This is a genomic window from Pararhizobium sp. A13 (assembly GCF_040126305.1).
Classification (GTDB): domain Bacteria; phylum Pseudomonadota; class Alphaproteobacteria; order Rhizobiales; family Rhizobiaceae; genus Pararhizobium.
Genome location: NZ_CP149510.1, coordinates 2,098,780 through 2,124,596 on the forward strand (window position 1 = coordinate 2,098,780; position 25,817 = coordinate 2,124,596).

The window sequence follows — 25,817 nt, forward strand, 5'->3', positions numbered from 1 at the left end:
ATACGGCCAAAGAGGTAAACAGGGATCGCGTTTGGAAGGGCATTTCCACGGTGACGGTAAATGCATTGCTACCGCTCGGTGTGACGTTGCTTACCTCAAAGCCAGGGCGTTGGAAACCCTGCGGATTGACCCCGTCAAAGTCAGATCGACGCCAATGCCAGCGCCTGCGGAGACGCTGCCTTTGCCGGTGGCGATCAGCAGCGGCTTGTCCAGCGGCTTGGCGGGCAGGAGCTCTCCTTTCGCCCATACGGCCTTGAGGGCCTTGGCATTCATCGCGGCGACATTGACGTCGATGTCGGTCAGGGTTCCGGCGACACGGTAGGGGCAGCGCCGCTTGCCGCAGTTCGCCGCCGACGAGAACTGCCAGAGCGCGTAGCTGTCCCAGTTTCCCATCGGGAAGACGTTGCGTATGCCAGGCCTGTAGCGTGCATACCAGAGTGGCAGGCGCGACAGGATCGGGAAACGGTCGCGGTTGGCTGCGATGTATTTGGCGGTCGCGTGGTTGGTATAGAGCATCGGATAACGCCCGGTACGCGTTTTGACATGCCCGGCGAAAATAGCCGCGTCCTCCAGAGACATGTATTTTCCCGCATCGATACCTTCGATGTCGAGCACCATCAGTTCGTCCGCGCGCGGGTCGGCATAGTCGAGAAAATGATTGGCCTGGTCGACCGGATTGCCGGGGCGGGCGAGGTGGTAGGCACCCCAGAGCAGGCCGTTTGCGCGGGCAATGAGCCGTCGTGTCTGGTAGAGCTCGCGGCTCACCGCATATTTCCGCCACATCGTCTTACAGTGGGCAACGGTGTCGCCGCCGTGATCTCCCGTGCAGGTGAAACTCTCCGGCAGGCCGTCCGACGCCTTGGAGATGAAACCGGCGATGCGCTTGTCCTTCAGCATCTCACCCCAGTCGATGATGTTCATCTCGTAGGCGTCGATGACCAGCGCGGTGTCCCTGGATTTCCACGGAAGGAGGTCGCGGGCGTCAACGCCGCCCGAGATCAGCGCGACGCCGAGGATGACGGCGAGGCGGAAAAACATGCCCAAGCTGACAGACCGGCGCTTTTCCATCACAAGAGGGTGCTGAAACAGGGTTAACCGAGGGTTAAAGTCTCGAGCCTTGTCGCGATTTTCGTCCTGACGACCCCTCGGACATGCCCGCGAGGAAAATCGCCGTCGACGGCAAAACCCTGGCGGGTGGTAGAGATGCGGTTCAGGTTCAAGGCTTTGACACGTCTTTCGCGAACTCGGCGGGCGTGCTTATCTGTGGTGGTTCGTGGAACAAAAAACGCTGCGGACCGTTCATTGGGCAAGACAATCTTGTCGACAAAAAAATCGAATGGAGAAACCCATGGGTGTTTTCGGATTAAAAATGGCGTCGCTGGCCCTCTCGGCCGTGATGCTGGCGACGTCTTTCACTCCATCGCAGGCTTTCCCCCAGATTCCGGCACCGGTAAAGGCAGAGCGCGCAAGCGATGTCGAGGCCGTGCAGTATTATCGCCGGCGCGGTGACGACGAACGCTGGCGGGATCGCGATGGATATTATCGCCGGGATTATCGCCGGAATTATCGCCGGGATGATTACTCCTATTACGGCGGTCATCGTGGCTATCGCTACTACCGCCCGGGTTACCGCGAATATAACGGATACTGGTTCCCGCTCGCGGCTTTTGCTACCGGCGCGATCATCGGTGGAGCCATCGCACAGCCGCCTGTGCGTTACGGCGGCAGCCATGTCGAATGGTGCGCAAACCGCTATCGCAGCTACCGCGCCTACGACGATACCTACCAGCCTTACGGCGGTCCGCGCCGGCAGTGCGTTTCGCCGTATTGATGATTGTCTTGAAGCACCAACTGGCCGGAGACGTTGTCTCCGGCTTTTTTGTGCGTTTCAAAGAATTCCGATCCGCTTGAGAATCGTCCAGGCAAAGCCCATCGAAAGCAGGATGAACAACCCGGCGAGCAATGTGCCGTGCACGCCGTCGGCAAAGGGCAGGCTGCTGGTGTTCATGCCGAAGAAGCCGGTGACCAGCGTCGGCGGCAGGAGGAAGGCTGTCATCAGCGACAGGATGTAGAGGTGCCGGTTGGTTTCCGAGGACAGCTTGCTGTCGATTTCTTCATGCAGCAGGCGGGCGCGTTCCTGCAGCGCAAAAACGTCACGGTCGACGGATTCCAGCCGGTCCGACAGGCGCTCCGCCACGTCGATGAAGCCCGGCGGCACTTCCGCCTCCTCCGAGGTCCCGGCGCGCCGCAACAGGGCCAGCAGCGTGCGCAGATGCCGGTGCAGGCGCACGGCCGTTCGCCGCAGCGGGGCGAGGCGCGGCTGGTGGTTGTGGCCGGCCTCGCCATAGACGTCGTCCTCGATTTCGTTGAGGTCTTCGGTCAACTCCAGCACGAGGCTGATCAGGGTGCGCTGGAACTCGACCACCATCATTTCGAACAGGTCGATCGGACGGGCACAGCGGGCGCTCTTTTCGACGGCAGCCTTGACCCGGTCGATGCTGCGCAGCGGATGCAGACGCGTGGTGATGATGATCTTTTCGGTAACGGCGAAATGTAGCCAGCCTATGGTTTTCGTTACGGCGTCGAAGGTGCGCTCGAAATCGACCAGCGTGCCATAGATCATGTCGTCGGAGACGGTGACGGCCGCCTGCGTGTCGTGGCTGGTCAGCGTCGAAAGCGCGCTCTGCGGCAGGGTGGTGATGCGCTCGATCAGGGCAGGGGTGCGGGCATCGCTCAATGCCAGATGCAGCCAGACCCAGCCTTCGCCTTCCATCAGAGCGTCGATCGAGGAATCCGCGGCGATCCGCAGGCAGCGGCTTTCGCCCGGCAGAAAACGATAGGCCCAGACGAGGCCTGGGATTTCAGAGGAGATGAGATTCATGCGGCGTGATCCCGGGAGGAGGCCAGACTTCGCTTTATTCAGGTTTCATGACAGTTTTGTTGTGGTCCGTCCACCGCGAGACCGCTCCCGCAGTGTTGAACAATCAAATATTGACGTTTACGTAAAAATCAATAATTTCTCCGCCGACGAAGACGCCATTGCTGGACTGCCGTGCGGCAATGTTGTCATGTGACTGCGGGAGGAGACGATATGTACAAGGCACCGGTGGACGACGTTCTGTTCACGCTCAAGCACGTGGCCGGCCTGAGCGAGGACCTGGCCGAAGGCGTTTTCGGCGATCTGGACGAGGATCTCGTCGACGCCATCCTTGGGGAAGCCGGCCGCTTCGCCAATGAAGAAGTGGCGCCACTTGCCGATATCGGCGACAAGCAGGGCTCGAAGCTGATCGACGGCAAGGTCAGGGCGCCGGATGGCTGGCGCGACCTTTACCGCAACTGGGCCGCAGGCGGCTGGAACAGTCTGACGGCACCGGAGGAGTTCGGCGGCCAGGGCCTGCCGCATATGCTGCATATCGCGGCGATGGAATTCTGGAATGCCGGCTCTATGGCCTTCGCGCTGGCGCCGATGCTGACCATGGGCGCGGTCGATGCGCTGGAAAAACACGGCTCGGACGCGCTGAAATCGGTCTTCCTTGCCAAGATGATTTCCGGTGAATGGACCGGCACGATGAACCTGACCGAGCCGCATGCCGGCTCCGATCTCGGCGTTTTGAAGACCCGCGCCGAGCGCCGCGACGATGGTACCTACCGCATTTTCGGCCAGAAGATCTTCATCACCTGGGGCGAACATGAGATGACTGACAACATCGTTCATCTGGTGCTTGCCCGTCTCGCCGGCGCGCCGGATGGCACCCGTGGCATTTCGTTATTCCTGGTGCCGAAATTCCTCGTCAACGAGGACGGCTCGCTCGGCGCCCGCAACGATCTGTTCTGCCATTCGCTCGAGCACAAGCTCGGCATCCATGCCTCGCCGACCTGCACCATGGTCTATGGTGACGGCAAGTTCGGTGATGAGAAGGGCGCTGTCGGCTATCTGGTCGGCGAGGAGAACAAGGGCCTCAATTGCATGTTCACGATGATGAACAATGCTCGCCTTGCCGTCGGCACGCAAGGGGTGGCGATGGCGGACGCTGCGACCCAACACGCGCTGAACTATGCGCGCGAACGCACGCAGGGCAAGGCGCCGGGCTGGCAGGGAACGGGCATGAGCCCGATCATCGAGCATCCGGACATCGCCCGCACGCTGCTGACCATGAAGGCGCTGACCCAGGGCGCGCGCGCGATCGCCTTTGCCTGCGCCCGTGCCGTCGATCGGGCGCATGTGTCCGAAGGCGAGGCGGCGCGCCATTGGCAGGAGCGCTCCAGCCTCTTGACGCCGATCGCCAAGTCCTTCGGCACCGATGTCGGTGTCGAGGTCGCTTCGATGGGGATCCAGGTTCACGGCGGCATGGGCTTCATCGAGGAGACGGGTGCTGCGCGCTATCTGCGCGACGCGCGGATAGCGCCGATCTACGAGGGCACCAACGGCATCCAGGCCATCGATCTCGTCACCCGAAAGCTGCCATTGTCGGATGGTGGCCATGTCCGCGGCTTCATCGCTGAATTGAAGGCGATCGTGGACGAGGTCGGGTTGTCGAACCTTGTCGATTTTGGCAAGACAGGCAGCCACCTCGATGATGCGATCGCCGATCTTGAAGCGACGACAGAGTGGCTGCTCGCCCGTCTGGCCGAAGGCAAATCCGCCGAGGCGCTTGCCGGCGCCACGGCCTATCAGCGGCTGTTCGGTCTGACGCTGACCGGCGTCTACCTTGCCAAGGGCGGGTTGGCGGAGGCGGGCGACGGGGGCCGCGATGCCCGCATTGCGCTCTGCCGTTTTGCCGCCGAGAACCTGTTGTCCGAAACGGCGGCGCTCAAGAACAGCATCATCAACGGCGCGGCAAGCCTTGCCGCCGCCCGCATCGCACTTGTCTAAACAACTAGGCCCGAACACTTGGCCCTGAAGGAGACTGCCATGACCGACGACGTTCTGATCGAGCGGCCGCAAAACTATCCCGGCGTTCAGGTCATACGGTTCAACCGACCGGCCAAGAAGAATGCCATCACCGGGGCGATGTACGCCAAGATGGCCAATGCGCTCACCGTCGCGGGCACCGATGACGCCGTCCGCGTCACCGCCTTTCTCGGAACCGAAGGCTGCTTTTCGGCCGGTAACGACATGGCCGATTTCATGGCCTTTGCCATGGGCGGAACTATGGGGCAGGAGGTGCTCGACTTCCTGCGCGCGTTGGCGAGCGCCGCCAAGCCCGTCGTTTCCGGAGTCGATGGTTTGGCGATCGGCATCGGGGCGACGATCCACCTGCACTGCGACCTGACGATCGCCTCGGCGCGTTCGGTGTTCAGGACGCCCTTCGTCGATCTGGCGCTGGTGCCGGAGGCAGCCTCCAGCTTGATCGTGCCGCGCATCGCCGGCCACCAGCGCGCCTTTGCGCTTCTGGCCGCGGGCGAGCCCTTTACGGCCGAGGAAGCGCAGGAAGCCGGCCTGATCTGGAAGATCGCCGGTGCCGATGCGATCGAGGAGGAGGTGCTGGCACTCGCCGCGAACCTCGCCAGGAAACCGCCGGAAGCCCTGCGCATCGCCCGCCAGCTGATCCGTGGTGACCGGTCCCACGTGCTGGCGCGCATCGAAGAAGAGGCGGAACACTTCTCCGCGCAACTGAAGAGCGCCGAAGCGCGCGCCGCCTTCGAGGCTTTCATGCGCCGCTGACTGACGCGCGACGATTGGTCGGAGGCGATTCTCTGCGAGCCTGCCTTGCCGGATGGCGAGATCAGACCCATATTGCTGCCTGTTGCGTGGAGGAATAACAGGCATTGGGAGATGCCGGAAAACCAAGGATTCGTCCATGCGGTCTCGATTCAAGCTTTCCCTCTCCGATATGCTCAGGCAGCACCGGCGATGGGAAAGGACCCTTGCCAAGGCGGTCAAGGTCACGCGCAAGGCTCTTGTTTCTGCCACTTCGGTACCGGCATCGGTGCCGGTACCGCCCGCAGCAAGACCACGATCGGTTGGAAAGCTTGAGGAAGTAAAGGCGTTCGGCAGCAATCCGGGCCGTCTGCGCATGCTGAAATATGTGCCTGCTAACCTGCCGAAGAAGTCGCCGCTCGTCGTCGTCCTGCATGGCTGCCACCAGACGGCCGAAGCCTATGACCGCGGCAGTGGCTGGTCGGTCCTGGCGCGCGAGCGCGGTTTTGCCGTCGCCTATGCCGAGCAGACCCGCTCCAACAACCAAAATCTCTGTTTCAACTGGTTTCGTCCGAGCAACGTTGCCCGCGACCGCGGCGAGGTGATGTCGATCCGCCAGATGGTCGCCAAGATGGCGACGGCACATGGCATCGACCGCAAGCAGGTGTTCGTCACCGGCCTCTCGGCAGGCGGCGCCATGACTGCGGCGATGCTGGCCGCCTATCCCGACGTGTTTCGTGCCGGTGGCATCATTGCCGGCTTGCCCTTTGGCGCGGCCCGCGATGTGCACCGGGCGCTTGCCGCGATGAAGCAGGCGCCCGAGCGGACGCCGCAGGAATGGGGCAATCTTGTGCGTGCTGCCTCAACCGTAAATCGTGACTTTCCTGCGGTCTCCATCTGGCACGGGACGCTGGACCACACTGTCTCGCTGTCGAATGCCGAAGCGCTGCTTGAGCAATGGCTCGATGTGCACGGGCTCGAACGCGACGCCTACACGCAAAGTCAAGTCGACGGTCACATCCGCCGCGTCTGGAAGACTGCGGCCGGGAAGGTTGCGGTCGAATTCTACCTGATCGAGGGCTTGGGGCACGGAACGCCGTTGAAGCCGAGACCCGCCTCGCGGCCAAAGGCCGACACGCCGGGTCCCTTCATGCTCGACGCCGGAATTTCCTCGTCGATGCATCTGGCGACCGCCTGGGGACTGAAAAAACCGGCCCTGCTGTCGGCCCTGCGACAGGCGGCCGAATAGGTGGAAAGCCTTTAAAATCCTAGCGTTTCAAACCAGGAAATTTTAACGCTGCCTTAAGTACGTCCGCTTATGGTCAGGCCATCCGGGGGCGGTATGTCCACTCCCATCAGGACGCATGACGCGCGCCGTGTCTTTTCCGCCCTTCCGGGGCATGTCTTCATCCTCGCGAACCAAGGGGCGGCCCGGTGCGCTATCGCGCCGGCGGGCGATCCCGTTTGCGCAAAAGCTGCACCGCAATAAGGAAGCTTGCCTTGTCCAAAAGATCGAACCTGATGACGCGCATCCTCGTTGCCGCGTCCTTTGTCGTCGTTGCCGCCTTTGCCGGCTTTTCCGTCTATATCGACAGCCTCCAGCATGCCGTGACGACACGCGCCGTCGAGGAGAATATCGCCTCCTCCGGCAAGCAGGCCGCCCAGAGCGTTGCCAACTGGCTGAACGGCCGCGTCACCTTGACGGCGATGGCCGCCAACGCGGCCGGCAGCGCCGCCGATCAGGCGGGCCTCGTCGGTGCGCTCAAGAACGGCGTGCTGGAGAAGGAATTCCTCAGCACCTATGTCGGCGACGAGACCGGGAAATTTACCAGCTGGCCGGATCTGCCGCTGCCGGCGGGCTACGACCCGCGCCAGCGCCCGTGGTATCAGCAGGCCGCCAAGGCCGATAGCAGCGTCCTCACCGATCCCTATATTGACGCATCGAGCGGCGACCTGATCATCAGCGCGGCCGTTCCGGTCAAGCGCGATGGCAAGCTGTTCGGCATTTCCGGCAGCGATTTTTCGCTCAAGACCCTCGTCGACATGATCAAGTCCGTCGATGTCGGCGGCGAAGGTTTTGCCTTCCTCGTCAACAAGTCGGGCCAGATCCTCGTTCATCCGGACGCAAAGCTCGTCACCAAGACGCTTGCCGACGCCTTCCCGGCGGCCACGCCGTCGATCGGTTCTTCGATCACGCAGACCGAGCTTGACGGCAAGCCGATGCTCGTCAGCTTCGTGCCGGTCGCTGGCCTGCCTTCGGTCGAATGGTATGTCGGCTTCGCAGTCGACGCCGATGTCGCCTATTCCGCCATCGGCCAGTTTCGGATCGCGGCAACCATTGCCACGCTGCTTGCCGTCGGCGTGATGATCGGCTTCCTCGCGACGTTGCTCAGCCGTCTCGTCATCCGCCCGGTCACCGATATGACCGGCGCGATGGAGCGACTTGCTGCCGGTGACCTGAAGGCTGAAATTCCCGGCCAGGAGCGCCGCGACCAGATCGGTTCCATGGCCGCCGCCGTTGCCGTCTTCCGCACCAATGCCATCGAGCGCGTGCGCCTCGAGGGTGAAGCCGAAGCCGGCCGTTCGCTGTCGGAACAGGAGCGCCGCGAGCGCGAAGCGCTGAAGGCGAAGGAAACCGCTGATATTCAGCAGGCAGTCGAAGCGCTGGCGACCGGTCTCGGCCGCCTTGCCGATGGTGACCTCGGCTATCGCATCTCGATCCCCTTCGTTTCGCATCTCGACCGCCTGCGCGCCGATTTCAACAATTCGGTCGCCAAGCTGCACAACGCGCTTCAGACTGTCGGAACCAACGCCCGGGCGATCGATGCCGGCGCCAGCGAAATCCGTCACGCCGCCGACGATCTCGCTCGCCGTACGGAACAGCAGGCCGCCTCCGTCGAGGAAACCGCCGCAGCGCTTGAAGAGATCACCACGACGGTCAAAGACAGCGCCCGCCGCGCCGAGGAAGTCGGTCAGCTGGTCGCCCGCACTCGCGCCGGGGCTGAAAAGTCCGGCGAAGTCGTTCGCAATGCGGTCAACGCCATGCAAGGCATCGAGAAATCCTCCGGCGAGATCAGCAATATCATCGGCGTCATCGACGACATCGCCTTCCAGACCAACCTTCTGGCCCTGAACGCCGGTGTCGAGGCGGCCCGTGCCGGCGACGCAGGCAAGGGCTTTGCCGTCGTCGCCCAGGAAGTGCGCGAGCTCGCCCAGCGCTCGGCCAACGCCGCCAAGGAGATCAAGGCGCTGATTACCACGTCAGGCCAGCAGGTTCGCGCCGGCGTGACGCTCGTCGGCGAAACCGGCCAGTCGCTGCAGGCGATCGTCGCGGAAGTCCAGGAGATCAATACCCATATCAGCGCGATCGTGACCGCCACCCGAGAACAATCGACCGGCCTTCAGGAAATCAACACGGCCGTCAACACCATGGACCAGGGCACCCAGCAGAACGCCGCCATGGTCGAGGAACAGACGGCCGCCAGCCATGGTCTGGCGTCGGAGGCCGCAGCGCTGAACGAATTGCTGTCGCAGTTCAATTTGGGCGACAGCCGGGCGGCGCCTGTTGCGAGACAGCCCGCTTATGGTCGCCGCGCGGCCTGACAGGCGCGGCAGATCAGTCAATGAAGAAAAGGCCCGGCTTCACTGAAGCCGGGCCTTTCCATTCGATCCAGCAAATCGGAGCTTTGATCGCGAAACTGGCGATATCCTCCGATGTGGTCTTGATAAAAAAAGGAATCTTGGTAATCGAGAATTCCGGCCAACTCGAAGGAAAACGATATGCCGGATTTCTCCACAATCATTGTTTTCGCCGCCGCATCCATGGTGCTTACTGCCACGCCCGGACCCGACATGCTCCTCATTGCTTCCCGGAGCATATGCCAAGGGCGGGCGGCAGGGTTTCTAACCTATGCAGGCATCGCGCTCGGAACCTACTGCCATGCTCTGGCGGCGGCGCTGGGGCTTTCTCAACTCTTCCTTGCCGTGCCCGTTGCCTATGACATCATCCGCTGGGCAGGTTGCGCCTATCTTCTTTACCTGGCGTGGAAGACGATCCGATCGGAAGGCTCCGGCTTTTCGCCGTCAGAAGGCTTGGCACGGCTCTCCACGAAAAGAATTTTTGGCGAGGGTCTGGCGACAAACCTGCTCAATCCTAAGATGGCGCTGTTCGTGCTTGCACTGTTCCCCCAATTCATGAATCCGAAAGCTGGATCAATGGTCGTGCAGGCGTTTATTCTCGCAACCGTGTTGAACGGTGTTGGCCTTCTGGTGAATGGCTCTGTAATCCTGCTGAGCGGTCACATTCGCGCGAGGGTTGGAAAAATCGGGCGCTTCAAGAAGTTGCCGCAGTACCTTCTCGCCACCGTTTTCGCCGGTCTGGCCTGCCGCCTCGCGCTTGGAGGCCGGAATTGAATCGGCGCTGAAAGACCGGAAAGAGCGTTCGCAAAGGTAGGCCGCATCACTTTATTTTTGCGGCCGCACGGCGGACACAGCCGTCCGTCACTTCTCCAGCGTCGCGACCACCTCGACATGCGAGGACCAGAGGAACTGATCGATCGGCGTCACCGAGGTGATCCGGTAGCCGGCATCGACCAGGATGCGCAGGTCGCGCACCAGTGTCGCCGGATTGCAGGAGACGGCGACGATCTTCTTCACGCCGCAGCGGGCGATTTCCTTGACCTGAACCTCGGCACCGGCACGCGGCGGGTCGAAGACGATGGCGTCGTAGACCTTCAGTTCCGAGGCCATCATCGGGCGGCGGTAGAGGTCGCGTTTCTCCACCGTCACGGGCTTCAGCCCTTGGGTGTTGCGGGCTGCGAAATCGAGCGCCTTCAGCGGCTTGTCTTCACCCTCGACGGCATGGACACGGGCCTTGCGGGCAACGCGCAGCGAGAATGTACCGGAACCGGCAAAGAGGTCGGCGACGCGCTTGGCCTTGCCGAGGTGGGCCAGCACCAACTCCGCCATCACTTCTTCCGCCGGCTTTGTCGCCTGGGTAAAACTTCCGGGGGGCGGCGAGACGGAAACGCCGCCGAAATCGATCACCGGCTTGACCGGCTCGACCAGGATTTCGCCATTGAGGCTGAGGCGGGCCACACCCTTTTGACCGAGGACGGTTTCGATCGCCATGCGCCGCTGCCGGTCGTCCATTGCCTTGATGCCTTCGAAGGCAAGATCAAGGCCGGAGAGGGTTTCCAGCACGGTGATGCGGAACGACTCGGCATTGACGGCCATGGCATTGGCGATCGTCCGGATGGTTGCAAGCCGCGACACGATGCCGGGGCTTGCGATGGGACATTCGGAGATCGAGACGATGTGGTGGCTTTCGGCCTGATTGTAGCCGAGCAGCAGTTCCTTCTCGGTACGCCGTGCCGTGAACACGGTGCGCCGGCGTTCGCCGGGATGGGCAAGCACCAGGGGCGCCACATCTGCCTGCAGCGCCTTCGATTTCAGAGCATCGACGACCAACTGCCGCTTGAAGCCCTGGTAGAGGCTGTCGCTCGCATGCTGCAGGCTGCAGCCGCCGCAGGCACCGTTTTCGCCGTCCGGCCCGAAATGCCGGCACTTCGGCTCGACGCGTTCCGGCGAGAGATCGGACATGGACATCACCGTGCCCCTGTCCTTGTTGACCGCCAGCGCTACCGTTTCGCCCGGCAGCGTGAAGGACACATAGACCGGGCCAAACGGGCCGCGGGTCACGCCGTCGCCGGACATGCCGAGTTTCTCGATGGTCAGCGTCTCGGTGCTCATGCGTCTTCGTCCAAGGGGGCGTCACCATCCATGGGCTTGCGACCGGCCAGAAGATATTCCTCGTTACCGTCGCCGCCGGAGATCGGCGAGGGGATAAGGCCGAGGCTTTCCCAGCCCATCTCTTCCACTAGCCAGCGCTCCAGTTCGGCAGCAACGGCGGGCGCGCTGTCCGGATCCTTGAGCAGGCCTGCCTTGCTGACGGCCTCGCGACCGGCCTCAAACTGCGGCTTGACCAAAAGGATGCAATGGGCGCCGGGCTCGGCGAGATCAAGCGCCGGCGGCAGAGCGAGTTTCAGGGAAATGAAGGAGACGTCCGAAACGACGAAGGAAATGGCGTGGCCCTCGAGATGATCCTCATCCAGCACCCGGGCATTCAGCCCCTCGATGTTGGTGACGCGCGGATCGGCCTCCAGCCGTGGATGGAATTGACCATGGCCGACGTCGATCGAAATCACATGCGCTGCGCCGTTGTGCAGCAGGATTTCCGTAAAGCCGCCGGTCGAGGCACCGATGTCGAGACAGTCCAGCCCTGCCGGCGACAGCTTGAAATGTTCCAGGCCCGCCTTCAGCTTTAGCGCCGCGCGAGAAACATAGGCCTGGACCGGGTCGTCGATGCCGATCGTCACATCCTCGGGAAAGGTGGAGCTTGGTTTGGTGACCGTGCGGCCATTGACGGTGACGGTGCCGCGCTGGATCGCATCGCGGGCGCGCGAACGGCTGGCGACAAGCCCAAGGTTCAAGAGCAGCTGGTCGAGGCGGACGGTTGTTTTCGGTTCGTTTGACATGGCCCGTCATGGCGCGTCGAGGCCGGTATGGCAAGGCTCATGGACGGTTCTGCCCCAAATAATGCCACGCTGGCTGCGACCGCACAGGGGAGCAACGCCGACATGGAGTCGCGCGAATGGCCGGCGAATGCCGTTTCGATGTGCGGCTCCAGCTTTAGACTTGCCAGTTTTTTGAATTCGCACCGATCGTAAACGTTTTTCCCGAGATTCATGAGGGTTTCCTTCATGATTCGTTAATTCGGAAATACTAATTTTAAGGAACTCAAGCCGTGCAGCGATTGCGTAGACGGTACCGGTCCATGCTGCGCCCGGTGAATCTGCCCGAAGCGATTGCTTCAGCGGCACATTCTGAGCGCCTTCCCGCGACGGTCGGGATTGCCCGCATGCTCTCGCCAATATTTCACCGTCCATACCGGCGACGCGGAACGGCCGCGCATCCCGGCGAATTGGAGTTTCCCATGCGTCTCAAGTTATCTCACAAGATCGGCCTCCTCGTCCCGATCGCGGTCGCCGGCATTTTGTCGATCGTCGCCATCTTCTCCGTCGAAAAGGCGATGGAGCAGGCGTTCCGGGACAAGGAGCGGACAATCCAGGCGTCCGACAAGGCGCTGCTGGTGCTGGAAAACAAGCTGCTTGAGGACCGCCGCGCCGAAAAGGACTTTCTCCTGCGCAGGGATGCCGATTCCATTGCCCGGCATGCGCAGTTCGCCGCCGAGGCCCATGCGCAGCTGGACGTGTTGAAACAGACGGTCTCCGATCCGTCCGTGGAACAGAATCTGCAGGCGATCTCCGCGGGCTTCGATGCTTATATCGGCCAGTTCAAGGCGTTGGTCGATGCCAATACTGCGCTGGGTCTCGACCCGTCGACGGGCCGCGAGGGGGAGATGCGTGCGGCTGTCCATTCGATCGAGGAACTGCTGAAAGCAGTCCCGGACACGGAACTCAAGGTCAGCATGCTGACGATGCGGCGGCATGAGAAGGATTTCATCATGCGCCGCGATGCCAAATACGTGGCCAAGCACGAAGCAGAAGCAAAGACCTTTTCTGCATTCGAGCCGGCCCGTTTCGGTTCGAAGGACGCCTATGACGCCATCATGAAAGCGCTCAACGCCTACCAGTCAGCCTTCAAGGACTATGTTGTGGTCGCTGAAACCGAGAGCGCAATCCGCCAGAGCGTTTCCAAGGCATTTGCGGATGTCGAGCCGATCTTCGAAGAGCTGACTGTGCAACTCGACGTTATTCGCAAGGCCGCCGAGGCGGAAAATGCTGAGATGATTGCGCGCACCGGGACGCTTGCCGTCGCAGCCGTGCTCGCGGCCATCCTGGTTCTGGCACTGACGGTCTATCTGGTCGGCCGCTCGATCTCCAAACCGATCGTCGCGACGACCCGGTCCATGACCGGGCTTGCCGATGGCGATGTGACATCCGGCATTCCCTATGTGGGACGCAGGGACGAGATCGGAGAAATGGCCGGCGCCGTCGAGGTTTTCCGGCAAGCGGCGATCGCCAACCGCCGCCTCGAAGAGGAGGCTAAGTCCGCCCGGGCACGGTCCGAAGCCGATGGCATCCGCTTGCGTCAGGAGGCAGAAGCGGCCGCGCAAGCGCGCCTGCAGCAGGCAACCTCCGGTCTTGCGGCCGGGCTGCGCCGGCTCGCCAGCGGTGATCTCTCTTTCCAGCTCGCCGAACCTTTCTCTCCTGATTTCGAAGCGCTGCGCCACGATCTCAACGCCGCGGTCAATCAATTGGGCAGCACGCTTTCCGCCGTTACCCAATCGACGGGTGCGATCGACAATGGCACCCGTGAGATCAGCTCCAGTTCGGACGACCTGTCGCGTCGCACCGAGCAGCAGGCAGCCTCGCTCGAGGAAACCGCTGCAGCACTCGACCAGATCACCGTCAATGTCGCCAATTCCTCCAAGCGTGCCGACGAAGCCCGCACCGTCGCGGTTCAGGCGAATGCCAGCGCCGCCCAGTCTGGTGCTGTCGTCGCCAATGCCGTCGATGCCATGCGCCGTATCGAGGAATCCTCCAGCCAGATCTCCAACATCATCGGCGTGATCGACGAGATCGCGTTCCAGACTAATCTTCTGGCACTCAATGCTGGGGTGGAAGCGGCCCGCGCGGGCGATGCCGGCAAGGGTTTTGCCGTTGTCGCGCAGGAAGTGCGAGAACTCGCCCAGCGCTCGGCCAAGGCGGCCAAGGAAATCAAGGAACTGATCCGCAATTCGAGCGTCGAAGTCGAGGGCGGCGTCAAGCTGGTGCGCGCAACCGGCGATGCGCTGAAGACCATCGAAACGTATGTCGTGACGATCAACCAGCATATGGACGCGATTGCCACCTCGGCGCGCGAACAGTCGGTCGGCCTGGCTGAAGTCAACACCGCCGTCAACCAGATGGACCAGGTGACCCAGCAGAACGCAGCGATGGTGGAAGAGACGAATGCGGCCAGCGCAACGCTCGCCAACGAGGCAAGTCGCCTGCGTGACTTGATTGCGCAGTTCGTTCTGGATACCGGCAGTTCCGCAAACACGCTCGCCCGCGACAAGCGCCGGGCTGCATGAGCGCTTGAAAAAGCTGTATAACCAAGGCCTCCGGTGAAAAGCCGGAGGCCTTTGTGTTTCGGTGACGGTCTGGAGACGGCGCAGTGGGAGGCGATATCGCGACGAACCGGAAAAAGGAAAAGCTGGCCCGCTCCGTCAGCCCGTTGCCTCGACGCCGATTTCCTTCTGGCCGAGAGCGCGGAACACCGTCGAGACGATGCCGGCGCGGTCGAGGCCGGCCTTGACATACATGGCCTCGGGCTTCGCCTGTTCCATCCAGATATCGGGCAGCACCAGTGGCCGGATTTTCAGGCCATTGTCGAGCAGACCCTCATGCGCGAGGAATTGCAGCACATGGCTGCCGAAGCCGCCGACGGCGCCTTCCTCGATGGTGATCAGCACCTCGTGATGGCGCGCCAGCTGGCGGATCAGGTCATGGTCGAGCGGTTTGGCAAACCGGGCATCGACAACGGTCGTCGAAAGCCCGGCGGCATCGAGATCTTCGGCGGCGAGCAGACAATCGGCAAGGCGTGTGCCGAAGGAGAGCAGCGCCACCTTGGAGCCCTGCTTCATCACCCGGCCCTTGCCGATTTCGAGAATCTGGCCGCGCTCGGGCATCTCGACACCGATGCCTTCGCCACGCGGATAGCGGAAGGAGATCGGCCCCTCATCATAGGCGGCTGCGGTGCGCACCATGTGCTTCAGTTCCGCCTCGTCGGCCGCCGCCATGACGACAAAGCCGGGCAAGGTGGCAAGATAGGTCGTGTCGAAAGAGCCCGCATGCGTCGGCCCGTCGGCGCCGACGAAACCGGCACGATCGATCGGGAAGCGAACCGGCAAGCCCTGGATCGCGACGTCGTGCACCACCTGATCGTAGCCGCGCTGCAGGAAGGTTGAATAGAGCGCGGCAAACGGCTTGTAACCTTCTGAGGCAAGACCGGCAGCAAAGGTCACCGCATGCTGTTCGGCAATGCCGACATCGAAGCAGCGGGAGGGATGCGCCAACGCGAATTTGTCGAGCCCCGTGCCGGAGGGCATGGCGGCAGTAATGGCGACGATCTTGTCGTCATAGCCTGCTTCCTGCGTCAGCGCCTCGGCAAAGACCGAGGTATAGGCGGGGGCGTTCGGCTTGGCCTTGGCCTGTGCGCCGGTGATCACGTCGAAGGTGTTGACGCCGTGGTACTTGTCGGCGGCGGCTTCCGCCGGCGGGTAGCCCTTGCCCTTCTGCGTCACCACATGGATCAGCACCGGACCCTTGGAATTGTCGCGCACATTGCGCAGCACCGGCAGAAGATGGTCGAAGGAATGACCGTCGATCGGGCCGATATGATAAAAGCCCATCTCCTCGAACAGCGTGCCGCCGGTCACGTAGCCACGCGCATGCTCGACCGCGCGGGTGATCGCCCGGTCCACCGATTTGCCGAGATAGGCGGTCAGTTTCTTGCCGAGTTCGCGAAAGCCCATATAGGTGCGGCCGGAGGCGAGGCGCGCCAGATAGGCGCTCATCGCCCCGGTTGGCGGTGCAATCGACATGTCGTTGTCGTTGAGGATGACGATCAGCCGCGCATCGAGCGCACCGGCATTGTTCAGCGCCTCATAGGCCATGCCGGCCGACATTGCGCCGTCGCCGATGACGGCGATGACGTTGCGCGGCTCGCCGGAGAGATCGGCCGCGACCGCCATGCCGAGACCGGCGGAGATCGAGGTCGAGGAATGGGCGGCGCCGAAGGGGTCGTATTCGCTCTCGGCACGGCGGGTGAAGCCGGAAAGGCCGTCTTCCTGGCGCAGCGTGCGGATACGGTCGCGGCGGCCGGTCAGGATCTTGTGCGGATAACACTGGTGACCGACATCGAAGATTAGCCGGTCATGCGGGGTGTCGAAGACCTTGTGGATGGCGATCGTCAGCTCGACCACGCCGAGGCCCGCGCCCAGATGTCCGCCGGTGCGCGACACCGCGTCAACCATTTCGGCCCGCAGTTCGGTTGCCAGTTGCGGCAGGTCCTTGTCGTCGATCTTCTTCAGGTCGTCGGGATAGGTCACCTGATCGAGAAGGGGAGTCGCCGGCATGGGATTGACTGGCAGTTGTGTCACGCTGAAGGCCTTCGTTCCCGCGGCTCGTCGAAGAGCCGCGATATCAAATGTGGGTGTCCGCAGGAACCCGCGTCTTTAAACGGAATCGATATGGATTGCAAAAACGGGTTTTCTTGCGGCACAAACAAAGAGTTTAGCGAATATTACCGTTCCGGCAAAGGGATAAACTCTTTCTCGTCCCCCGGCACGATGTCGAAGCGGCCGGTGCGCCACTCCTCCTTGGCCTGTTCGATCCGCTCCTTCGAAGAGGAAACGAAGTTCCACCAGATGTGCCGGGCCGAGCCGAGGGCCGCGCCCCCGAACAGCATGACATGGCAGCCCGCGGGGCCGGCCGTGACGGTGATCGGATCGCCCGCCTGGAAAACCAAGAGTTGGTTGTCGGCGAAATGATCGCCAGCGATGATCGCCTCGCCTTCGAGGATATAGAGCGCGCGCTCCTCCCATTGGGCTGCGAAAGGCGCGCTTTTGCCCGGCTCGATCTTCAGGTCGACATAGATCGTGTCGGAAAACACCGAGACTGGCGACCGCATGCCCTCGAATGTGCCGATGACGACACGGCCTTCCATGCCATCGGTGTTGAAGGACGGCAGGTCGCGCTTTTCGGTATGGGTGAAGATCGGATCGATCTCCTCGTATTGTTCGGGCAGCGCCAGCCATGTCTGCAGCCCGGAGATCGACTGCGGTTTGCCCCGTAGCTTTTCCGGCGAACGTTCCGAATGCACGATGCCGCGCCCGGCCGTCATCAGGTTGAGGTCGCCTGGCTCGATGACCATTTCTGTGCCGAGGCTGTCGCGATGCTTGATCTCGCCGTCGAAGAGATAGGTGACGGTCGAAAGCCCGATATGCGGATGCGGCCGCACATCCAGTGCCTGGCCGGCCCTGAGCAGCGCTGGACCCATGCGGTCGAAGAAGATGAACGGTCCGACCAGCCGCCGCTTCGCCGTCGGCAGGGCACGGCGCACCTGCAGATTGCCGATGTCGCTGGTGCGCGGAATGATCAGATGCTCGATCGCATCACACGCCGGCGCATCACCGGCGAGGGGGTCTGGTCCGGGAAAGAAGGACATGTTGGGCATCCTCTCTATGGGTCGAGCTTGGCGGATTTCGTGTCTGACAGCCGGCCCGTTATCTCGTATGGCCAAGATGATCGGACACCGTTGCGCCTTGGGTCAACTGTTGTTTTGCCGAAAATTAGCCCACGATTTGATTGGGCGACTTGGCAGATACTGCAAAGGGCGTGAAATCCTTGAGATTGTGTGTGATGACCGTCAAGCCATGGGCTTTTGCCGTTCCCGCGATCATGGCGTCCGCCGCCCCTGGGGCGTGGCCTGCCGATACGGCAATAGCCTCCAATTCACCCGAAATTCTGGCAACGGCAGCATCGAGAGGCAGGATATTTTCAGCAAAGGCGGAGGTCAGACCAACAAGCCAGATGCCGAGAACCTCGGCTTTCGATTTGGCTCCCCTGTGCTCCAGCATCCTGATGCCTTTTTCGATTTCATGGACCGTCACGGCAGACAGGTAGATGCCGTTTGACCGTTCTTGTTCCTCCATCCATGCCGCGAAAGCCTCTGATGGTTCTGTTCTGGAAGGAGCGAACACCGAGATTGCGTTCGTGTCCAGAAGGAAGCCGCTCACAGATCTACCTCTCTCGTCGGGGCGGAGTTGCGAGCGAACACATCGTCACTAAGGTCAAGATCAATCGGGAACGTCTTGAGGTAGCGGACAAGGCTCGGCCGGTCGGTTCCGAGCGCTTTCTTTGCGGCTTCCGCAGCCCCTACGCTGACCAGCACGGCTGCCGCGCGGCCATGCCGCGTAATCGTCACAAATTCACCAGACGCCGCCTTGTCGATGACGTTGGAAAAGGTCGCTTTTGCGTCTTTCAGGCTGATCGTCGACATAGAACCTCCCATTCAAAGGGGTCACATGTGACCTTTTTAGGCTCCCGCGCCTGAGAAATCAAGACCAGAATTCAGGCCTCACTCCCCGTCGAGCGGCTCAACCCCCTGCGGCTTGCCGGCGCGGTCGAGCCTGATCTTCTCTATGCGGTTTTCGGCGGCGCTGAGCAGCGCCTCGCAATGCTTCTTCAGCGCTTCGCCGCGCTCGTAGATCTCGATCGACCTGTCGAGCGCCACGTCGCCGCGCTCGAGCGCCGAGACGATCGCTTCCAGTTCCTCGACGGCCTTTTCGAAGGAGAGGGACGAAACGTCGATCGCGGCGGTTTGCGGTGCGGTGGTCATGGTCATCCTCTCATCAGGCGATAGATGTGGGTACCGGCCGATTCGGCCAGGCCCTGAAGATCGTAGCCGCCTTCGAGCAGGCTGACGATGCGATTGTTGGCGGTCTTGCCGGCGGCGTCGAGCAGCCGCCCGGTTGCCCAGTCGAAATCCTCGGCGACCAGATTGATCTGGGCCAGGGGATCGCGGTGATGGGCGTCGAAGCCGGCGGAGATCAGGATGAAATCGGGGCGGAATTCATCGAGTGCGGGGAGCACGCGCGACTTGAAGGCCTCGCGAAAATGCTCGCTGCCGGTATCGGGCGAGAGCGGCGCGTTGACGATGTTGCCGGCGCCCGTCTCGGTCTTGGCGCCGGTACCGGGATAAAGCGGCATCTGATGGGTGGAGCAGAACAGCACCGACGGATCATCCCAGAAGATGTCCTGCGTGCCGTTGCCGTGATGCACGTCCCAGTCGACGATGGCGACCCGCTCGGCGCCGTGTTTCTGCTGGGCGTAGCGGGCGGCGATGGCGATCGTGTTGAAGAAACAGAAACCCATCGCCTTGTTCTTCTCGGCATGGTGGCCGGGCGGACGGGCCGCGACGAAGGCATTGTCGGCCTTGCCGGAAAACACCGCGTCGACCGCGGCGATCGCGCCGCCGATACCGGTCAGCGCGGCTTGAAGGCTGGCGGGGCTCGCATAGGTGTCGGCCTCGAAGCCATTGATGCCCTCCTCGGGAATGACGGACATCACCGCGCGAAGATGTTCTTCCGGATGGGCGAGCAGCACCAGGTCCTCATTGCCCTGCGGCGCCTGCTGCCGCGACAGCGAGGAAAAACGCTCGTGCTCGAGCGCCAGATTGAGCGCCTTCAGCCGGTCGGGCCGTTCCGGGTGACCTTCTGGAACCTTGTGTTCCAGAAAGATCGGGTTTTCGAACAGGATCGTGGTCATGGCGAGAACCTATGGCTTCGGGGATGCGAGGTCCATGGCATAGGTAGGGTGATCGCGGCGTTTTCAACAGCGGGTGCGCAATTTCCCGCCGTCGAATGCAAGGAGCCGCGCGAGTTCTCAGGCGCGTTGCGGCAAAAGTGGATAGCCGACGAGGACGGCGCGGGCGGCCAGCGTCGCGATGCCGGCCTTCAGGAGGTCTCCCGGGATGAAGGCGAGGGAACCGACGAAGGCCTTTTCGAGGCCGATGCCGGTGACGAAGGCGAGCCAGAGGTTGCCGAAAAGATAGACGACGCCGATACCGCCGACGACGGAGGCGATGAAGAAGCCGGCCAGCTGGCGCGCACCGGCCTGGCTTTCGTTGACCAGCCGTTCGGCAAGAAGGCCGGTGACATAGGCGCCCGCCACCCAGCCGGCGATGAAACCGGCAGTCGGACCGGCGAGGATGGCGAGGCCGCCGCGGCCGCCCGAAAGCACCGGCAGGCCGATCGCCACCATCAGGATGACCAGCACATAGGCGAGCGCCCCGCGCTTGGCGCCGATGATGCAGCCGGCGAGCATGACGCCCATGGATTGCGCCGTAATCGGAACGGGGATGAAGCCGAGCGTGATCGGCGGAATGATCCCGAGGAAAACGATGATCGCGGCAAACAGCGCGATCAGCACGAGGTCTCTGGTGGTCATGGTCGTCTCCGTTGGAATCGGTCTGCCTTCGTGAGGATAAGCTGGACTACTGGCGCCTGAAACCACGGGCGTCAATGGCCATAGCAATCGTGTCGGCATCTTTCAGCGTCAGGATGATCAGCGGCACGAACAGGGTCAAGGGCCGGATCGGCAATCCGCGCGCCCGGTGCGCCTCGCGGATATTTTCATAGCGATCGAGGATCTCCGGAACGAACCGCAACACCAGGCCAAGCGCCAGGCTGACATCGGCAGCACGCACCAGCCCCAGGCGTTCAAGCGGCCTCAGCATCACGGTGATCTCGTCCATGAAGGCGCTGATGGTCGTCGTCGCCGTGATCGTGGCGGCAAGGAGCACCAGCGCCATCAGGCGGAAGGTCAAGGCGAGGGCCTCGTGCAGGCCGTTGAAGTACCAGGTCGCGAGCGCAACAACGGCGATGGCAAAGGCGATCCAGCCGATGCGGCCGAACGCCTCGCGCCAGGGCAAGCCGAGCGTCAGGTAAAGGCAGGCGGCGGCGATGAAGACGGGAACGAGGATTTGGAGCGACGAGACGAAGAACAGCGCGATGCTCGCCGCCATCAGCGTGATCAACTTGATGCGGACCGAGAGCCGGTGAAACGGGGTGTTTCCCTCGACATAGAGGCTCCTCAGCATCCGGCCACCTCGTGATAGCGGCGGATGGTGGCGTCGGCGCGTCCATCGGCGATCAACTGGCCTTCGTGGAAGAGCAGCACGCGTTCGAAACCGTCGACCAGGCCGAGGTCGTGGCTGATCACCAGAACTTGCTGCTCCAGCCCGTTGATGGTGGTGGCGACAAGCCGGCGGTTCTTGAGGTCGAGCTGATTGGTCGGTTCGTCGAGGATGAGGATTTTTGGACCGGTGACGACGACGCTCGCGATCGCCACCAGCTGCGTCTCTCCGCCGGAAAGTTCGTGCACGCGCCGCCCGGCCAGATGCGAAACCGAAAAGCGGGCAAGGACAGCGTCGGTTTTTGCTTCGATCTCCGCGTTGGTCAGGCCGCGATTCTTCAGTCCGAAAGCGATGTCCTCGCGCACGATCGGCATGATCAATTGGTGCTGTGGATTCTGGAAGATGAAGCCGGCTTCGCCCAGTACCGCCCTGTCGTCGGTAACCGTATCGAGACCATTGACGGTGACGCGGCCTTCAGTCGGCTTGACAAGGCCATTGATCAGCCGCGCGAATGTCGTCTTGCCGGAACCGTTAAGACCAATAATGCCGATACGCCGCTCGGCAAGCGTCAGGCTGAGGGGATGAAGGGCGGTCTTTTGCCCGAAGCGGACCGAGCTATCGGTGAACTGAATGGCCAAACGCGTCCCCCGCTTGTCGATAGGCAGGCTCTATAGGACGAATTCTTGTTCGTTGAAAAGAGGCGTCCGGTTGGGGACTTGAACAAAGTGTGAACATTCGCCTAGATTGGCTCCATGGCGATTCTCGTTTCAAACCGCGATGCGCGGCGCATTTTCCTGAACAAGCAGGGCCTGGCGGCAGCGCCGCACCGGGCACTCGGCAAGGATGGCCTGTTCGACCTCATCTACGATATCGGCTTCGTCCAGATCGACAGCATCTCGACGGTGGAGCGGGCGCATCACCAGATTCTGTTTTCACGCAACCAGACCTACCGGCCGGAACACCTGGCTGCATTGATCGAGAAGGACCGGGCGCTGTTCGAGCACTGGACGCATGACGCCTCGATCATTCCTTCGGCCTTTTTCCCCTATTGGAAGCATCGCTTCGTGCGGCGCGAGGCCAAGATCCGCGAGAACTGGCGCAAATGGCAGGGAGAGGGTTTTGATCGGGCCTTCGAGGAAACCTATGAGCGGATAAGGGCGAACGGTCCGGTCATGGCACGGGAAGTCAAAGCCGAGGATCACAAGTCGGGCGGCTGGTGGAACTGGCATCCGTCTAAGACGGCGCTCGAGTTCCTCTGGCATACCGGCAAACTTTCGATTGCGGCGCGCGACAATTTCCAGAAGGTCTATGACCTGACCGAGCGGGTGATCCCGAAGGAGCATTACGAGGCCGAGGTCGATCACGACACGTTCGTCGACTGGGCCTGCCGGCAGGCGCTGAAGCGGCTCGGCTTTGCCACGTCCGGCGAGATCGCCGCCTTCTTCGATCTGGTGACGCCGCAGGAAGCGAAACAATGGGTGGAAAGCCATCGCGAAGAGCTGGAGGAGGTTGCGATCGAAACGGTCGACGGTAAGCCGCGCGCCTCCTTCGCCTTTGCCGACGGGCTCGAGGCACTGCGTGATCTCACCGACCCACCCGCGCGCCTGCGTGCGCTGAGCCCGTTCGATCCGCTGATCCGCGATCGCAACCGCACGGAACGGCTGTTCGGCTTCTATTACCGCATCGAAGTCTTCGTTCCCGAGCCGAAACGCGAATACGGCTACTATGTCTTCCCGCTGCTCGAGGGCGACCGCCTCGTCGGCCGCATCGACATGAAGGCCGACCGCAAGGCCGGAACCCTCGACGTCAAGCGGCTGTGGTGGGAAAAGGGTGTCAAACCCTCGGCCGGACGACTGGAAAAGCTGGAGGCGGAGCTTGTCCGCATTGCCCGCTTCGCCGGGGTGGAGAAGGTCATCTACGGGGTCGGGTGGCGCGGGTAGCGCGTGCGGGACGGGGACGGATGTTGTTCTTGCGGGTGAAGTTTCGCTCCGCTACGCCGCTTATCGGACGCCACGCGACCTCCGGCCTTCTCCATGTATCACGGTTTCAAGCACCGAAAAGATGCGGGGATCGGATGACTGGGCGACGTTGAACCGCAGGAAACGCGCTGCGGTCTGCGAGACGCTGAAGACGTTTCCAGGTGCAAGCACGACGTTTTCGGCAAGCGCCCGCCGCGCCACGTCGGCCGCGTCCAGCCCTTCCGGCAGCATGCACCACAGAAACATGCCGCCCCTGGGCTCGATCCAGGGGGTGACGCCGAGTGTCTGGAGCTTCCTGTTCACCTCCCCCATGGAGCGGGATAGGCGATCCCGCAGGCCGTTGATGTGCTTTCGATAGGTTCCGTCCTTCAAGATGCTCAGCACAAGCTCGGCGGAAATAGGGTTACCGCCGAAGGAAGTGGCGATCTTGAGGTCGATCAGGCCGTCGATCCAGTCGCGGCGGGCCGCGATGAAACCACAGCGCGCCGCCGCAGACAGTGTCTTCGAAAAGCTGCCGATATGAATGACGCGGTCGAGGCCGTCGAAGGCGGAAAGCCGCGGTGCCGGCTCGGGCTCGAAGTCGCTGAAAATGTCGTCCTCGATGATGGTCAGCCCTGATTGCTCTGCAAGCTTGAGCAGGCGGTGGGCCGTCACGGGAGAAAGCGTGGCGCCCGTCGGATTGTGCAGCGCCGAATTGGTGATGTAGAGGCGCGGCCGGTGCTCGGTGAGGGCCGCGGCAAACAGATCCACGTCCGGCCCGGTCGGCGTGTAGGGCACGCCGACGACCTTCACGCGATGTGCACGCAAGAGCGCGAGGAAGTTGAAGTAGCAAGGGTCGTCCACCAGCACGGTATCGCCCGGTTCGATCAGGAACCGGCAAAGAAGGTCGATGGCCTGCGTGCCCGATTCCGTCAGCATGATCTGGTCCGGCGAGGACTGGATTCCGCGCTCCGTCATGCGTCGGGAGAGATGTTGACGGAGCGCCAGGAGCCCGAGTGGCGTTCCGTAGTCCGCCAGCGTTGCGTCCGCGGCCCGGGTCAGCTGGCGCAGCGAGCGGCGCAGCTCCGCTTGCGGCATCCAGGAGGCCGGGAGCCAACCGCAGCCGGGCTTTAGCGTATCGTCGCCGGCCTCGAGCGACTGTCGTGACACCCAGAACGGATCGATGGCGCGATCGAGCCGGAGGCCGATCTCGGCGAGAACGAGCGGCGGCAGGTGCCCGGCGACGAAAAACCCGGATCCGGGCCGGGACTGAATGAGGCCTTCGGCCGTGAGCCGGTCATAGGCTTCGACCACGGTCGATGTGGAAACCGCCATGATCTTTGCAAATCCTCGGATGGAAGGCAGTTTTGCTCCTGGCGCCAGCGTGCGCCCGCTGATCCTTTGCCGAATGGCGGCCATCACGCGCCCGACGCGTGTGCCCGCTTTGACGTCAATTTCGTTGGCAATCAGCATCCGTACTGCTCTTGTGATTATAACAGTTCGGCAAAACTGTAATGCACTGTGTCTCAAGAATCCATCCGGGATCGCCTATCGTGGCGACAAACAAGGACGGTGCTATGGACAAGACGACAAGCGGATGGATCAACGGCTTCCTCGGAGTGCTGATTTTTAGCGGCTCTCTTCCCGCGACGCGGGTAGCGGTGGCGGATTTTGATCCTGTCTTCCTCACCGTCGCGCGTGCCGCCATCGCCGGTGCGCTGGCGCTCGCGCTGCTCATGATGTTTCGACAAAAGCGGCCGGCGCGAAGTGATATGGTTTCACTGATGGTCGTCTCATTCGGCGTGGTCGTCGGCTTTCCCATGCTGACGGCATTGGCGCTCAAGCACATCACCTCGGCGCATTCCATCGTCTTCGTCGGTCTTCTGCCGTTGGCGACGGCGATCTTCGGCGTGTTGCGCGGAGGCGAGCGTCCGCGGCCGGCCTTCTGGCTCTTTTCCGGCCTCGGCAGCCTGCTGGTCGCCGGCTTCGCCCTGCTGCAGGCTTTCTCCGCCTCGCCGATCGGCGACCTGTTGATGCTCGCTGCCATCATTGCCTGTGGTCTCGGCTATGCCGAAGGCGCGAAGCTATCCCGTACGCTCGGGGGCTGGCAGGTTATCTGCTGGGCGCTTGTCCTGTCGCTACCGATCATGGCGACGCTTGCCCTCGTCACCATGCCGCCGTCCTTTGCCGAAACCGGGCAGCCAGCCTGGCTCGGCCTTGCCTATGTCTCGGTCTTCAGCATGCTGGTGGGGTTCGTCTTCTGGTATCGGGGGCTGGCACAGGGCGGCATTGCCGCGGTCGGTCAGCTGCAATTGCTCCAGCCGTTCTTCGGCCTGGTTCTCGCGGCCACACTGCTGAACGAGGCGGTGAGCTGGCCCATGGTCGCCGTGACCGCCGCCGTGGTTCTCTGTGTTGCCGGAGCCAAGCGCTTCGCGAAATGAGCCGGTCGGTGAGGACATGGATCCAAGGGATTTCGCGTTTTTGCCTCCGGCGGACCGGGGTTCCAGCGTAGA

General features: G+C 62.4%; 23 protein-coding genes. 9 read left to right on the forward strand and 14 right to left on the reverse strand.

Features of this window, described 5'->3' with window-relative positions; all coding sequences use genetic code 11:
* Nucleotides 1-90: 90 nt before the first annotated feature.
* Nucleotides 91-1,068, reverse strand: a complete 978-nt coding sequence (locus tag WI754_RS10100; RefSeq protein WP_349437582.1) for a GH25 family lysozyme — start codon at nt 1,066-1,068, stop codon at nt 91-93.
* 280 nt (nt 1,069-1,348) lie between these two features.
* Between WI754_RS10100 and WI754_RS10105 the strand changes: the two genes are divergently transcribed.
* On the forward strand, nt 1,349-1,831 hold the full coding sequence (locus WI754_RS10105) for a BA14K family protein (RefSeq protein ID WP_349437584.1): 483 nt from the start codon (nt 1,349-1,351) through the stop codon (nt 1,829-1,831).
* A 57-nt stretch (nt 1,832-1,888) separates the two neighbouring features.
* Here WI754_RS10105 and WI754_RS10110 read toward each other — a convergent pair whose 3' ends face one another.
* Nucleotides 1,889-2,881, reverse strand: a complete 993-nt coding sequence (locus tag WI754_RS10110; RefSeq protein WP_349437585.1) for a transporter — start codon at nt 2,879-2,881, stop codon at nt 1,889-1,891.
* A gap of 210 nt (nt 2,882-3,091) precedes the next feature.
* Here WI754_RS10110 and WI754_RS10115 point away from each other — a divergent pair, with 210 nt between their 5' ends.
* The 5 genes from WI754_RS10115 (at nt 3,092) to WI754_RS10135 (ending at nt 10,054) form a co-directional block, all read left to right on the forward strand.
* The gene (locus WI754_RS10115; protein WP_349437586.1) at nt 3,092-4,873 is read left to right on the forward strand and encodes an acyl-CoA dehydrogenase; all 1,782 of its coding nucleotides are present in this window, start codon (nt 3,092-3,094) and stop codon (nt 4,871-4,873) included.
* A 39-nt stretch (nt 4,874-4,912) separates the two neighbouring features.
* Nucleotides 4,913-5,665 carry a crotonase/enoyl-CoA hydratase family protein gene (locus WI754_RS10120; protein WP_349437587.1) on the forward strand — a complete coding sequence of 251 codons (753 nt, stop codon included), beginning with the start codon at nt 4,913-4,915 and terminating at the stop codon, nt 5,663-5,665.
* 136 nt (nt 5,666-5,801) lie between these two features.
* Nucleotides 5,802-6,890: a PHB depolymerase family esterase gene (locus WI754_RS10125; RefSeq protein WP_349437588.1), complete on the forward strand. Its 1,089-nt coding sequence runs from the start codon at nt 5,802-5,804 to the stop codon at nt 6,888-6,890.
* Between the two features lie 272 nt (nt 6,891-7,162).
* A complete protein-coding gene (mcpU, locus tag WI754_RS10130) occupies nt 7,163-9,244 on the forward strand; it encodes a methyl-accepting chemotaxis protein McpU (protein WP_349437786.1) in 2,082 nt (693 codons plus the stop codon).
* A 177-nt stretch (nt 9,245-9,421) separates the two neighbouring features.
* Nucleotides 9,422-10,054 (forward strand): LysE family translocator, encoded by a 633-nt coding sequence (locus WI754_RS10135; protein WP_349437589.1) that lies wholly within the window; start codon nt 9,422-9,424, stop codon nt 10,052-10,054.
* A gap of 87 nt (nt 10,055-10,141) precedes the next feature.
* On the opposite strand, the gene WI754_RS10140 is transcribed toward WI754_RS10135, so the two are convergent.
* Together WI754_RS10140 and WI754_RS10145 are read right to left on the reverse strand one after the other, a co-directional pair.
* Nucleotides 10,142-11,392, reverse strand: a complete 1,251-nt coding sequence (locus WI754_RS10140; RefSeq protein WP_349437590.1) for a class I SAM-dependent RNA methyltransferase — start codon at nt 11,390-11,392, stop codon at nt 10,142-10,144.
* Entirely contained in the window at nt 11,389-12,177 is a 789-nt protein-coding gene (locus WI754_RS10145) for a TlyA family RNA methyltransferase (RefSeq protein WP_349437591.1), read from the reverse strand. The genes WI754_RS10140 and WI754_RS10145 overlap by 4 nt, the downstream gene beginning before the upstream one ends.
* Before the next feature lie 458 nt (nt 12,178-12,635).
* Here WI754_RS10145 and WI754_RS10150 point away from each other — a divergent pair, with 458 nt between their 5' ends.
* Nucleotides 12,636-14,738, forward strand: coding sequence for a HAMP domain-containing methyl-accepting chemotaxis protein (locus tag WI754_RS10150; protein WP_349437592.1), 2,103 nt, complete (start codon nt 12,636-12,638; stop codon nt 14,736-14,738).
* Between the two features lie 135 nt (nt 14,739-14,873).
* Here the strand turns inward: WI754_RS10150 and dxs are convergent, their stop codons facing one another.
* From dxs to WI754_RS10195, 9 genes are all read right to left on the reverse strand, one after another.
* Nucleotides 14,874-16,784 carry a 1-deoxy-D-xylulose-5-phosphate synthase gene (gene dxs, locus WI754_RS10155; protein WP_349437787.1) on the reverse strand — a complete coding sequence of 637 codons (1,911 nt, stop codon included), beginning with the start codon at nt 16,782-16,784 and terminating at the stop codon, nt 14,874-14,876.
* 167 nt (nt 16,785-16,951) lie between these two features.
* A complete protein-coding gene (locus WI754_RS10160; RefSeq protein ID WP_349437593.1) occupies nt 16,952-17,875 on the reverse strand; it encodes a pirin family protein in 924 nt (307 codons plus the stop codon).
* A gap of 124 nt (nt 17,876-17,999) precedes the next feature.
* Complete coding sequence (locus WI754_RS10165; protein WP_349437594.1) at nt 18,000-18,446, reverse strand: type II toxin-antitoxin system VapC family toxin; 447 nt, start codon at nt 18,444-18,446, stop codon at nt 18,000-18,002.
* Nucleotides 18,443-18,709 (reverse strand): type II toxin-antitoxin system Phd/YefM family antitoxin, encoded by a 267-nt coding sequence (locus WI754_RS10170; RefSeq protein ID WP_349437595.1) that lies wholly within the window; start codon nt 18,707-18,709, stop codon nt 18,443-18,445. Before WI754_RS10170 ends, WI754_RS10165 begins: the two co-directional genes overlap by 4 nt.
* Nucleotides 18,710-18,787: 78 nt before the next feature.
* Entirely contained in the window at nt 18,788-19,048 is a 261-nt protein-coding gene (locus WI754_RS10175; protein ID WP_085995090.1) for an exodeoxyribonuclease VII small subunit, read from the reverse strand.
* 2 nt (nt 19,049-19,050) lie between these two features.
* Nucleotides 19,051-19,977, reverse strand: coding sequence for a histone deacetylase family protein (locus tag WI754_RS10180; protein WP_349437596.1), 927 nt, complete (start codon nt 19,975-19,977; stop codon nt 19,051-19,053).
* A gap of 117 nt (nt 19,978-20,094) precedes the next feature.
* Nucleotides 20,095-20,658 carry a biotin transporter BioY gene (locus WI754_RS10185; protein ID WP_349437597.1) on the reverse strand — a complete coding sequence of 188 codons (564 nt, stop codon included), beginning with the start codon at nt 20,656-20,658 and terminating at the stop codon, nt 20,095-20,097.
* 46 nt (nt 20,659-20,704) lie between these two features.
* A complete protein-coding gene (locus tag WI754_RS10190; protein WP_349437598.1) occupies nt 20,705-21,310 on the reverse strand; it encodes an energy-coupling factor transporter transmembrane protein EcfT in 606 nt (201 codons plus the stop codon).
* The gene (locus tag WI754_RS10195; protein WP_349437599.1) at nt 21,304-21,984 is read right to left on the reverse strand and encodes an ABC transporter ATP-binding protein; all 681 of its coding nucleotides are present in this window, start codon (nt 21,982-21,984) and stop codon (nt 21,304-21,306) included. The genes WI754_RS10190 and WI754_RS10195 overlap by 7 nt, the downstream gene beginning before the upstream one ends.
* Nucleotides 21,985-22,098: 114 nt before the next feature.
* Between WI754_RS10195 and WI754_RS10200 the strand changes: the two genes are divergently transcribed.
* Entirely contained in the window at nt 22,099-23,286 is a 1,188-nt protein-coding gene (locus WI754_RS10200) for a winged helix-turn-helix domain-containing protein (protein ID WP_349437600.1), read from the forward strand.
* 60 nt (nt 23,287-23,346) lie between these two features.
* On the opposite strand, the gene WI754_RS10205 is transcribed toward WI754_RS10200, so the two are convergent.
* Complete coding sequence (locus WI754_RS10205) at nt 23,347-24,777, reverse strand: PLP-dependent aminotransferase family protein (protein WP_349437601.1); 1,431 nt, start codon at nt 24,775-24,777, stop codon at nt 23,347-23,349.
* 104 nt (nt 24,778-24,881) lie between these two features.
* On the opposite strand from WI754_RS10205, the gene WI754_RS10210 reads away from it, so the two are divergent.
* A complete protein-coding gene (locus tag WI754_RS10210) occupies nt 24,882-25,745 on the forward strand; it encodes a DMT family transporter (RefSeq protein WP_349437602.1) in 864 nt (287 codons plus the stop codon).
* Nucleotides 25,746-25,817: the final 72 nt, after the last annotated feature.